The 10817-nt window shown below is 72.0% G+C and carries 8 protein-coding genes; 3 read left to right on the top strand and 5 right to left on the bottom strand.

What is annotated here, in order from left to right; translation table 11 throughout:
- A partial coding sequence (locus tag GTW08_RS10115; RefSeq protein WP_161151816.1) for a maleylpyruvate isomerase N-terminal domain-containing protein occupies positions 1 to 513 on the bottom strand: 513 nt, incomplete at its 3' end.
- A gap of 54 nt (positions 514 to 567) precedes the next feature.
- Here GTW08_RS10115 and GTW08_RS10110 point away from each other — a divergent pair.
- On the top strand, positions 568 to 1722 hold the full coding sequence (locus GTW08_RS10110) for a PIN domain-containing protein (protein ID WP_073578088.1): 1155 nt from the start codon (positions 568 to 570) through the stop codon (positions 1720 to 1722).
- A 63-nt stretch (positions 1723 to 1785) separates the two neighbouring features.
- On the opposite strand, the gene GTW08_RS10105 is transcribed toward GTW08_RS10110, so the two are convergent.
- Positions 1786 to 2682, bottom strand: coding sequence for a DUF2188 domain-containing protein (locus GTW08_RS10105; protein WP_073578087.1), 897 nt, complete (start codon positions 2680 to 2682; stop codon positions 1786 to 1788).
- 103 nt (positions 2683 to 2785) lie between these two features.
- Positions 2786 to 3184 carry a DoxX family protein gene (locus GTW08_RS10100; RefSeq protein WP_073578262.1) on the bottom strand — a complete coding sequence of 133 codons (399 nt, stop codon included), beginning with the start codon at positions 3182 to 3184 and terminating at the stop codon, positions 2786 to 2788.
- A gap of 391 nt (positions 3185 to 3575) precedes the next feature.
- Between GTW08_RS10100 and GTW08_RS10095 the strand changes: the two genes are divergently transcribed.
- Complete coding sequence (locus GTW08_RS10095; RefSeq protein ID WP_073578086.1) at positions 3576 to 3830, top strand: hypothetical protein; 255 nt, start codon at positions 3576 to 3578, stop codon at positions 3828 to 3830.
- A gap of 72 nt (positions 3831 to 3902) precedes the next feature.
- Here GTW08_RS10095 and GTW08_RS10090 read toward each other — a convergent pair whose 3' ends face one another.
- Both GTW08_RS10090 and gltB read right to left on the bottom strand, forming a co-directional pair.
- Positions 3903 to 5354 carry a glutamate synthase subunit beta gene (locus GTW08_RS10090; RefSeq protein ID WP_073578085.1) on the bottom strand — a complete coding sequence of 484 codons (1452 nt, stop codon included), beginning with the start codon at positions 5352 to 5354 and terminating at the stop codon, positions 3903 to 3905.
- Positions 5347 to 9918: a glutamate synthase large subunit gene (gltB, locus tag GTW08_RS10085; RefSeq protein ID WP_174565919.1), complete on the bottom strand. Its 4572-nt coding sequence runs from the start codon at positions 9916 to 9918 to the stop codon at positions 5347 to 5349. The genes GTW08_RS10090 and gltB overlap by 8 nt, the downstream gene beginning before the upstream one ends.
- Positions 9919 to 10418: 500 nt before the next feature.
- Between gltB and GTW08_RS10080 the strand changes: the two genes are divergently transcribed.
- On the top strand, positions 10419 to 10817 hold a 399-nt coding region (locus GTW08_RS10080), incomplete at its 3' end, for a hypothetical protein (RefSeq protein WP_202416897.1).

The following is a 10817-nucleotide window of genomic DNA, read 5'->3' as shown; positions in this document are numbered from 1 at the left end:
CCGGCCGGTGTGGTGCAGCAGCGCCCCGGCCGGGTCGTCGCCCGCGTCGACGTCCGGCCACAGCCGGGCGAGTACGCCCCGGCACGGCGCCGCGGGCAGCGTCCACGCCGGGTCGGTGGTCCGGGTGATGTCGTGGGTGTGCACCAGGACCTCGGTGACGCCCATCGCGGCGAACCCGGCGGCGTCTGCGGCGCCGTAGGGGTGCCAGCCGCGCACCCCGCCGGGTGCGGTCCGGACGGCGGCGGCGAGCATCGGCCCGCCGGTCGCGACGACCTGCAGCAGCCCGGCGGTGCCGACGGTGTCGGGCACCACGATCTCGAACGGCGGATAGTCGTCGGGCGGGGCGATCGCCACCTGGGCGGCGTAGCCGAACAGGTCGTCCGCGACGTGCACCACGGTGTCGCGGCACGACCAGTCCAGCGGTCCGGCCGGGGCGGACCAGCCGTCGTCGGGTACCGCCCCCAGGGCTCCGACCATCATCGTCACCGCGTTCTCGACGTCGTCCGCGCGCATCGGTGAACCGTGCCCTGCGGGCGGGCACCCGGGCCAGCGCATTAGGCTTCCGCGGTGGCCCACGAGGACGAACGCATCGCACTGCTGCTCGACTACGAGAACCTCGCGATCGGCGCCCGCGACGGGCTCGGGGTCGTCCCCTTCGACTTCGGCCCGGTGGCCGACGCGCTCGCCGAACGCGGGCGGGTGGTGGTCCGCCGCGCCTACGCCGACTGGTCCTCCTTCGACGAGGACCGCCGCCTGATGGCCCGCGCCCAGGTGGAGCTCATCGAGATCCCGCAGCGGATCGGCGGCTCCCGCAAGAACGCGGCGGACATCAAGCTCGCCGTCGACGCGATCGAGCTCGCCTACGAGCGGGAGTTCATCACCACCTTCGCCATCGGCACCGGCGACTCGGACTTCACCCCGCTCATGCACAAGCTGCGCGAGCTGGACAAGCGCGTGATCGGGATCGGGGTGCAGTCCTCGACCTCGGCGTTGCTGCCGCCCTCCTGCGACGAGTTCCTGTTCTACGACCGGCTCCCCGGTGTCGAGCCGACCCAGGCGCCCGCACCGCCGCGTCGTCGCCGGGGGAGTCCGCGCCCCGCCCCGGCCCCGGCCGCGGGACCGGTCGCGACCCCCGCCCCGGTCGCGGTCCCGGAGCCGGAGCCGGTCGTTCCGCCGGACCCGTTCGACGTCACGTTCTCCGACGGGCGCGACGACACCGCCACCACCGGGGCCGAGGAACGCGACGTCGCGGGCCTCGTCGTCAGCACCCTCGTCGGACTGACCCGCCAGGCCGACGGCCCGGTCCTGGCGTCGCGGCTCAAGCGCGCGATCCTGCGCAAGGACCCCACGTTCGACGAGGCCGACCACGGCTTCCGCGGTTTCGGCGAGCTGCTGCGCCATCTGCAGGATCGCGGTGCGGTCACGCTGACCACCGGTGCGGCGCAGGGTGACCCCGAGGTGGCGCTGCCCGACGACCCGGACGCCGACCACGACGCGTTCGCGCTGCTCGTCGACGTGGTGCGCGGGATCGCCGCGGCTGGGGACCCGCCGCAGCTGTCCGGGCTGAAGAACCAGCTCCGCAAGCGGGTCCCGGACTTCTCCGAGAAGCGCTACGGCTTCGGCAGCTTCCTGTCCTTCGCGAAGGCGGCCCGCGCCCGGGACCTCATCGCGATGGAGTGGAGCGACGACACCGGCGACTACGTGCTGCGTCCGACGTCCTGACCGCAGACGACCGCGCCCCCGCCGACGTGGTCGGCGGGGGCGCGGTCGCGGTACTGCGGGGACTCAGCGGCCTGCGGCCTTGCGGGTCCCGCGCTGGAACAGCTTGCCCGCGCGCGAGGTGACCGCACCGGTCACCCCGAACGCGGTGGCGACCGCCCCGGCGGCGACGCGGCTGGTGAACCGGATCGGGTTCAGCGGCTTGTAGACGCGCAGGGCGAAGTCGTCCAGCTGCGAGGCGGCCCGCTCGCCGTTCTCGTAGAGCCGGCGGGCCAGGCGGGCCCCGGTGTCGTCCAGGTCGTCCTCGACGCGGGCGCTCACGCGCGCGGTCCGGTCCGCGGTGCGCACCGCGGAGTCGGCACCCTGTTCGGCGACGGCCTTGACGGTGGCGGCGGACCGCTCCGCGGACGACGACACCTCGCCGGCGACCTGCTTGCCGGTGCGCTGGGCGTTCCCGGCCAGCTGCTCGCCGGTGGCCTTCGCGGCCTCGGCGGCGGCCTTGCCCGCCTTCTTCGGGTCCTTACCCTGGTCATCGACCTTGCGGGCTTCGGCGGCGACCTTGTCGGCGCCCTTCTTGACGGTCTCGCCGGCCTTCGCCGCGCTGTCACCGGTCTCGCCGGCGACCTTCTTGGCGGTGGTCCGCGTGTCGGCACCGATCTTGTCGGCGGCCTTGCCGGTGGTCTCGGCGGCCTTCGACGCGGTGTCACCGGCCGCGGTGGCGGTGGTGCTCGCGACGGCCTTCGTGGCGGTGCCGGCGTCGGCGTCGGCGTCGATGGAGCGGCGTTCGCGCACCGAGCCGTCGGTGCCGTACACGACGAGGTTGCCGCCGCCGTCGTTGGCGATGATCTCCACCGCCCGGGTGATGGCCTCGGCCTGGGTGCTCGTACGGGCACTCGGGCGCTGGGCGTCTTCCTTCTCGACGGTCCAGCCGTCGTCGACCGGCTTGACGTGGCGGTCGGCCATGGCGGGTTCCTCCCCTTTGCGGGACTCACGCGGGCGAACCGGGGTATCCGGATCGGTCTTCTCTCCCCGGAAATGCCCGATGATCGCTGTGCGTAAACGCAGGTCAGCGAGGGGTGGTGAGCGTCTCGTTCCGTCGCGCGACCGCGACCACGGCGGTCAGGGCGCCGACGACCAGCGGTGTGACGACCAGCGCCCCGCCGTGCAGGACGAATGCCTGGGTGAGCGCCGCACCGACCATCAGCAGGACGAGCCCGGTGGCGGCCGGTACGGCCGAGCGCCGGGTGCACAGGCCGATCCCGCCGGCCAGCTCGAGGAACCCGACGACGTAGCGCAGCCATTGGCCGAGGCCGATCCCGTCGAAGATCGCGACGGCGAACGGGTCGCCCCAGAACTTCGGCAGCGCCGAGGCCAGGACGAAGAACAGGCCGAGCAGGATCTGCAGCACCCACAGCGCACGATGTGCGGCGACCGGCATACGACGGGTGGGGGAGGGGGCGGTCATGGTGGCCTCCGCGGGCACGGCCCCGGCGGTTCCGGAGCACTCACCGCCTACGACCGGCTGGCCCCGGAGAACTCATCGCCTCGCGCGGCGACCGGGCGGGATACACCACCGGGCATCGGGCCCGCGGCGCGTGGCCGCGGTACCCGATGACCCGATGGTGCCCGGCATCGACAGGGGCTCCCGGTTCTGCAGATGCCGGTCACGGGGTTCAACGCCCGACCCGCCGTCGGGTTGTGGGTGCAGTGGCTCCTGTCTCGCCCGCCACCGTGAGCGGCGCCGCCCCCGCGACGGGCGGGAGCGGATCGCGGCGTGCGTCCGATGAGGAGCACTCCGTCACGATCGCCGGTAGAAGACCGGCGACGGACGGAGAGATCCAGGCCATACTCCTCGTATGCGCGATGAGCGGTGGCGGGTCGAGGTCGGTACGGAGAACGCGACGTGGCTGGCGACGCAGTGCCGCACCGCGATGCTGGCCCGGGAGTACCGGCCGGTCGACGTGGGCGACGGCGTCGTGGAGTTCGACCGGCTCGCCCTCGGCGCGATCCGCGAGCTCGGCGAGGAGGAGGACGGCTACATCTCCGACGACGCCGAGGGCGTGCGCATCTGGATCGGCGACGACGCCTACGAGCTCGAACGCCTCGACTGAGCCCGGGGACGATCCCGGGACGACGAAGGGCCCGGCCGCGAACGGCCGGGCCCTGTCGTCACGCCGGGTGGATCAGGCGATCTGCCGGTCGGTGGGGTCGATCGGGCGTGGCAGCACGGTGCGCCCGGTCAGGTACTCGTCCACCCCGGCGGCCGCGGACCGGCCCTCGGAGATGGCCCACACGATCAGGGACTGGCCGCGGCCCATGTCACCGGCGACGAACACGCCGTCGGCGGAGGACATGTAGCGGTCGTCGCGGGCGACGTTGCCGCGCTCGTCCAGGTCGACCTCGAGGTCGTTCAGCAGGGCGCCCTTCTCCGGGCCGACGAAGCCCATCGCGAGCAGCACCAGCTGCGCGGGGAGCTCCTGCTCGGTGCCCTCGACGGGCTCGAAGCCGTTGTCCCCGCGCTTGACCTCGACGATCCGGATGCCGGCGAGCTTGCCGTCGGCGTCCTTCACGAACTCGGTGGTGTTGACCGAGAACAGCCGGTCGCCGCCCTCCTCGTGCGCGGAGGACACCCGGTAGACCGTCGGGTAGGTCGGCCACGGCATGTTGTCGGTGCGCTGCTCGGGCGGGGTCGGCATGATCTCCAGCTGGGTCACCGAGCGCGCACCCTGGCGGTGCGAGGTGCCCAGGCAGTCGGCGCCGGTGTCACCGCCGCCGATGATCACGACGTCCTTGCCCTCGGCCGAGATCGGCGGCGCGTCCAGGTCGCCCTGCTGCACGTGGTTGGCCCACGGCAGGAACTCCATCGCCTGGTAGACGCCCTCGGCGTCGCGGCCCTCGGCGGGCAGGTCTCGCCACGCCGTCGCACCGCCCGCGAGGACGACCGCGTCGAAGTCGGCCCGCAGCTGCTCGACGGTGACGTCGGTGCCGACGTCGACCGAGGCCCGGAAATGGGTGCCCTCGGCGACCATCTGCTCCAGGCGCCGGTCCAGGCGCGCCTTCTCCATCTTGAACTCGGGGATGCCGTAGCGCAGCAGTCCGCCGATGCGGTCGGCCCGCTCGAACACGACGACGTCGTGCCCGACCCGGGTCAGCTGCTGGGCGGCGGCCAGCCCGGCCGGCCCCGACCCGATGACGGCGACCTTCTTGCCGGTCTTCACCTCGGGCACCTGCGGGGTGACCCAGCCCTCGTCCCACGCCTTGTCGATGATCTCGATCTCGACCTGCTTGATCGTGACCGCGTCGTCGTTGATGGCCAGCACGCACGCCGCCTCGCACGGGGCGGGGCACAGCGTCCCGGTGAACTCCGGGAAGTTGTTCGTGGCGTGCAGGCGCTCGATCGCCTCGCGCCAGTCGTGGCGGTAGACCAGGTCGTTCCACTCGGGAATGAGATTCCCGAGCGGACAGCCCTGGTGGCAGAACGGGATGCCGCAGTTCATGCAGCGCCCGGCCTGGGACTCCAGGGTCTTCGTCGGGAAGTCCTCGTAGACCTCGCGCCAGTCCATCAGCCGCAGGTCCACCGGCCGCCGGGTGGGCGTCTGCCGGGGAGTGGTCATGAAGCCCTTGGGGTCACCCATGAGCAGCCTCCATGATCGCCTGGTTGACATCGCGGCCCTCGCGCTCGGCGTTCTCCGTCGCGAGCAGCACGCGCTTGTAGTCCTTGGGCATGACCTTGCCGAACCGCTCGACCGCGTTGTCCCAGTCGGTGAGCAGCGCGTGCGCCACCGCCGAGCCGGTCTCGGCGTGGTGCCGTTCGACGAGGTCGTGCACGATCGACCGGTCCTCGTCCGAGAGCGGGTCGAGGTCGACCATCTCCGGGTTGACCCGGTTCTTGTCGATGTCGAGCAGGTAGGCCACGCCCCCCGACATCCCGGCCGCGAAGTTGCGCCCGGTCCGCCCGAGGACGACGACCCGGCCACCGGTCATGTACTCGCAACCGTGGTCACCGACGCCCTCGACGACGGCCACCGCGCCCGAGTTCCGGACGCAGAACCGCTCGCCGACGACACCGCGGATGAACATCTCGCCCGAGGTCGCGCCGTAGCCGATCACGTTGCCGGCGATGACGTTCTCCTCGGCGGCGAACGGCGACGACGGGTCCGGCCGCAGGGTCAGCCGGCCACCGGACAGGCCCTTGCCGAAGTAGTCGTTGGTGTCGCCGACCAGCCGCAGCGTGATGCCCTTGGGCACGAACGCACCGAAGCTCTGCCCGGCCGCGCCGGTGAACGTGATGTCGATCGTGTCGTCGGGCAGGCCCTTGCCACCGTGCGCCCGGGTCAGCTCGGACCCGAGCATGGTGCCGACCGTGCGGTTGACGTTGCGCACCGGCAGGTCCAGGCGGACCCGGTCGCCGTTGCGCAGCGCGCCCTCGGCCAGCTGGATCATGGTGTTGTCCAGCGCCTTGTCCAGGCCGTGGTCCTGCTCGCGGGTCCGCTTGCGCGGCGCGTCGTCCGGCACGTCGGCGATCCGGAAGATCGGCGAGAGGTCCAGGTGCTTGGACTTCCAGTGCTGGGCGGCGGAGTCGACGTCGAGCACGTCGGCCCGGCCGATCGCCTCGTCCAGCGAGCGGAAGCCCAGCTCGGCGAGGATCTCGCGGACCTCCTGCGCCACGAACTTCATGAAGTTCACGACGTACTCGGCCTTGCCGTTGAACTTCTTGCGCAGCTCCGGGTTCTGCGTCGCGACGCCGACCGGACAGGTGTCCAGGTGGCAGACGCGCATCATGATGCAGCCCGAGACCACCAGCGGGGCGGTGGCGAAGCCGTACTCCTCGGCGCCGAGCAGCGCCGCGATGACGACGTCACGACCGGTCTTGAGCTGGCCGTCGGCCTGGACCGTGATCCGGTCGCGCAGCCCGTTGGCCATCAGCGTCTGCTGGGTCTCGGCCAGGCCGAGCTCCCAGGGACCACCCGCGTGCTTGATCGAGGACAGCGGCGAGGCGCCGGTGCCGCCGTCGTGGCCCGAGATGAGCACGACGTCGGAGTGCGCCTTGGACACGCCGGCCGCCACGGTCCCGACGCCGACCTGGGACACCAGCTTCACGTGGATGCGGGCCCGCGGGTTGGCGTTCTTCAGGTCGTGGATGAGCTGCTTGATGTCCTCGATCGAGTAGATGTCGTGGTGCGGCGGCGGCGAGATGAGGCCGACGCCCGGCGTCGAGTACCGGGTGGTCGCGATCCACGGGTAGACCTTGCCGCCGGGCAGCTGGCCGCCCTCACCGGGCTTGGCGCCCTGGGCGATCTTGATCTGGATGTCGTCGGCGTTGACCAGGTACTCGCTGGTGACGCCGAACCGGCCGGACGCCGCCTGCTTGACCGCGCTGCGGCGCGAGTCGCCGTTCGGGTCCGCGGTGAAGCGGTCCGGGTCCTCGCCGCCCTCACCGGTGTTGGACCGGCCGCCGATGCGGTTCATCGCGATCGCCAGGGTCTCGTGCATCTCCTGGGAGATGGAGCCGTAGGAGATCGCACCGGTCGCGAACCGGGTCATGATCGACTCGATCGACTCGACCTCGTCGACGGACACGGGCTCGCGCAGGCCGTCCTTGAACGTGAACAGGCCGCGCAGCGTCATCAGCTTCCGCGCCTGGTCGTCGACGGCCTTCGTGTACTCCTTGAAGACCTCGTAGCGCCCGGCCCGCGTGGAGTGCTGCAGCTTGAAGACGGTCTGCGGGTTGAACAGGTGCAGTTCGCCCTCGCGACGCCACTGGTACTCGCCACCGACCGGCAGCGCCCGGTGCGAGGCACGGACGTCGTCGGCGGGGTAGGCGCGGCGGTGGTGGGAGAGGACCTCCTCGGCCAGGACGTCGAAGCCGACGCCGCCGATCCGCGACGCGGTGCCGCGGAACGCCGAGTCGATGACCTCGGAGCCCAGGCCGACGGCCTCGAAGATCTGCGCGCCGGTGTAGGACGCGACCGTCGAGACACCCATCTTCGACATGGTCTTGCGGACGCCCTTGCCGAGCGCCTTGACCAGGTTCTTCGCCGCGGTCCGGCCGTCGACACCCGGGACGTCGCCGCGCTCGGCGAGGTCCTCGACCGTGGCCATCGCCAGGTACGGGTTCACCGCGGAGGCGCCGTAGCCGAGCAGCAGCGCGATGTGGTGCACCTCGCGGGCGTCCGCGGACTCCACGACCAGCCCGACGCGGGTGCGCGAGCGTTCCCGGACGAGGTGGTGGTGCACGGTGCCGGTGAGCAGCAGCGACGGGATCGGCGCGTGCTCGGCGTCCACCCCGCGCTGGGACAGCACGATCAGGCGGGCCCCGTTCTCGATCGCGCGGGACACCTCCTGCTTGATCTCGGCCAGCCGCGACAGCATGCCCTTGCCGCCGTCGCGGGCGGTGAACGTGCCGCGGACGACGTGCGAGGCGAAGCCGGGGAACTCCCCGTCGTCGTTGATGTGGACGATCTTCGCCAGGTCGTCGTTGGTCAGCACCGGGAACGGCACGACGATCGTGCGGCAGTGCGCCGGCGTCGCGTCGAGGAGGTTCTGCTCCGGGCCGAGCTGGCTGAACAGCGAGGTGACGAGCTCCTCGCGGATCGCGTCCAACGGCGGGTTGGTGACCTGGGCGAAGAGCTGGATGAAGTAGTCGTACAGCTGACGCGGACGCTCGGCGATGGCCGCGATCGGCGCGTCGTTGCCCATCGAGCCGATCGGCTCGGCCCCGGTGACCGCCATCGGGCGGAGCAGGACGTTGAGCTCTTCCTCGGTGTAGCCGAGGGCCTGCTGGCGCAGGTTGAGCGTCTCGTGGGTCGGGGTCTCGCGGGTACGCGCGGGCAGTTCGTCGAGCCGGATCAGACCGGCGTGCAGCCAGTCGGTGTACGGCTGCTCGGCGGCCAGCGCGCCCTTGACCTCGTCGTCGTCGACGATCTTGCCGCGCTCGGTGTCGATGAGGAACATGCGGCCCGGCTCGAGGCGGCCCTTGCGGACGACCTTGTCGGGCGCGACGTCCAGCACGCCGACCTCGGAGGCGAGCACGACCAGGCCGTCCTCGGTGACCCAGTAGCGGGCCGGGCGCAGTCCGTTGCGGTCGAGGACCGCACCGATCTGGGTGCCGTCGGTGAACGCGACCAGGGCCGGTCCGTCCCACGGCTCCATCAGCGTGGAGTGGTACTCGTAGAACGCCCGCCGGGCGGGGTCCATCTCGGTGTTGTGCTCCCAGGCCTCCGGGATCATCATCAGCACCGCGTGCGGCAGGCTGCGCCCGGACAGGTGCAGCAGCTCCAGGACCTCGTCGAAGGTGGCCGAGTCCGACGCGTCCGGGGTGACGATCGGGGTCAGCCGCGACAGGTCGCCGGGCAGGTTCGCGGACTCCAGCAGCGACTCGCGGGCCGCCATCCAGTTCCGGTTGCCGCGCAGGGTGTTGATCTCACCGTTGTGCGCCACGTAGCGGAACGGGTGCGCCAGCGGCCACGCCGGGAACGTGTTCGTGGAGAACCGCGAGTGCACGATCGCCAGCGCGGAGGTCACGCGCTCGTCGTTCAGGTCCGGGTAGAACGCGGCGACCTGCGGCTCGGCGAGCATGCCCTTGTAGATGACGGTGCGCGGCGACAGCGACGGGAAGTAGGTCTCGGTGTCGTGCTCGACCCGCTTCCGGAAGCAGAACGCGCGGCGCTCCAGCTCGATGCCGGCGGGCGCGTTCTCCGGGGCGTCCCCGGTCAGCTCCACGCCGCCGACGAACAGCTGGCGGAAGCCGGGCATCGCGTCCCGGGCGATGGAGCCCAGGTCCGCGGCATCGGGGTCGGTCGGGATCTCGCGCCACCCGAGGACCGTGAGGTCCTCCTCGGCGGCGAGCGCGTCGATCCGCTCGATCGCCGCGGCGGCCTCGTCCTCGTCACGCGGCAGCATCGCGATGCCGGTGGCGTAGGCGCCCTCCGCGGGCAGGTCGAAGTCGGTGACCTCGCGGTAGAACGCGTCCGGGACCTGGATCAGGATCCCGGCACCGTCACCGGTGTTGTACTCGGCGCCACGCGCACCGCGGTGTTCCAGGCGCAGCAGGGCCTCGATGGCCTTCTGCACGATGGCGTGGCTGCGCTTGCCGGTGACGTCGGCCAACATGGCCACACCGCAGGCGTCGTGCTCGTGATCGGCGGCGTACAGCCCACCGGGCGAGGGGCGACGCGTCTGGTCACTGATCGCGGCCAACTGCTCCTCCTGTCGTCTCGGTGCACCTGGAGTCACCCGCATCGGACGACCCGGACCGGGCAGCTCGCTGCGGTCCGAAGAAAGTTCTCAGAATACAGCGCGCAGCCCGAGTGGGACGTGCGACGAGGGCCGTTCAGGTGCACCGTGCCGCCGGGTGGGTGACCGGCGGACGGAATCCTCCTCCGGGCACGCCGAGCGGCCGGGCGCTGACTTCCAGTACCCGGCCATTCCTGCGGCACGGTTCGACCACACACCCCGGCGAGTGCGGTCTGGCGAGTGCACAGAGTCGCACGCCGCCACCGCGATGCGCTACTGAGAGCGGCCCACCGGTCCCGTGATGTGGATCGCTGACCATGCGAGCAGGTCGACGTTGCCGGCCCGTGTCCGGACGGTGAGCGAGGCGTGACCATCCGTCGGGAGCGGCGTGCTCCTGCATGGGATCGCCGCGGGCGTCCGAACCGTTACGCAGCGCGTCCCCGGGTCGGGCAGACTGCTCCCTCGTGAACGTGCCCCCGATCCGCGTCGCCACACCCGGGCCGCCGCCGGCTTCACCCGAGCGGGTGACCGGCGGCCGGGTGGTGGAGGTACTCGCCGACGTCGCGACCATCGGTCCCTGGTTCGCGGTGGCGACACCCGCCGCCTCCGTGACCGTCCGGTGGGCCGACCTCTACGCCGCGCCGGTCCCCGGCGGCCCGGACCCGCTCGGCCGGCGGATCGGCGAGGTCACCACCGCGCTCGGCGGGGACCGGCGGATCGGGGCCTCGGTGGCGGTCATGGGGCTCGCGGCGCGGATCGTGTCGATGCCCTTCGCGACCGTGGCCCTGCACGGTGTGCTCCCGTCGCTCGGCGAGCTGCGCCGCGACCCCGGCGCCGCCGACCCGTGGGCGCCGAGCCTGTCC

This window comes from Pseudonocardia sp. SID8383 (genome assembly GCF_009864975.1).
In the GTDB taxonomy this organism is placed as follows: domain Bacteria; phylum Actinomycetota; class Actinomycetes; order Mycobacteriales; family Pseudonocardiaceae; genus Pseudonocardia; species Pseudonocardia alni.
Note: the sequence above shows the minus strand (reverse complement) of the source record. Positions and strands in the feature narration are given on the sequence as shown.